The sequence below is a fragment of the Bradyrhizobium sp. NBAIM08 genome (assembly GCF_020193935.1).
Classification (GTDB): domain Bacteria; phylum Pseudomonadota; class Alphaproteobacteria; order Rhizobiales; family Xanthobacteraceae; genus Bradyrhizobium; species Bradyrhizobium yuanmingense.
This window is the reverse complement of record NZ_JADYVR010000088.1, coordinates 1-572: the sequence shown is the minus strand read 5'-3', so window position 1 is coordinate 572 and position 572 is coordinate 1. Positions and strand designations below refer to the sequence as shown.

The 572-nt window shown below is 46.0% G+C and carries 1 protein-coding gene; it reads left to right on the top strand.

Annotation, left to right across the window (positions count from 1 at the left end; all coding sequences use genetic code 11):
* Positions 1-555 (top strand): formyl transferase (locus tag I6F37_RS38530; protein ID WP_225154148.1); only part of this gene is annotated, 555 nt, incomplete at its 5' end.
* Positions 556-572 lie beyond the last annotated feature (17 nt).

The window sequence follows — 572 nt, the reverse complement described above, 5'->3', positions numbered from 1 at the left end:
GGTAGCATTAATAACCATGCTTTTTATGAAGAGATACTGGCACTGAAACCTGACCTGATCATAACCTACGGTTGTTCCATCATTAAATATCCCCTGTTGTCGGGGTTTAAAGAACATATTATTAATGTACACCTGGGCCTTTCGCCTTACTACCGCGGTGCGGCTACCAATTTTTGGCCATTGGTGAATAAGGAGCCGGAATATGTTGGCGCCACGTTTATGTATATTGATGCCGGTATTGACACCGGCGAAATCATTCACCAAATACGGCCCCGGATTACCTGGGGCGATACGCCATCGTCCATTGGTAACCGGCTGATAAAAGATATGACGGAGACTTTTGCCCGGCTGGTGGTATATTTTGATAAGCTGAAAAAGCTACCGCCACCGGAAAAGGGGGGTAGTAGCCGGCTTTATCATAAAAAAGATTATTCCCTGGCAGCCGTTGAACAATTGTACCGGCATTTCAATAGCGGACTGATAGAAAATTACCTGCACGAAAAGGAGGAACGGTTAGCTAAAGCACCCATCCTGGTGAACCCGGTTTTGAAGTAGGGAATCACGTATATGGC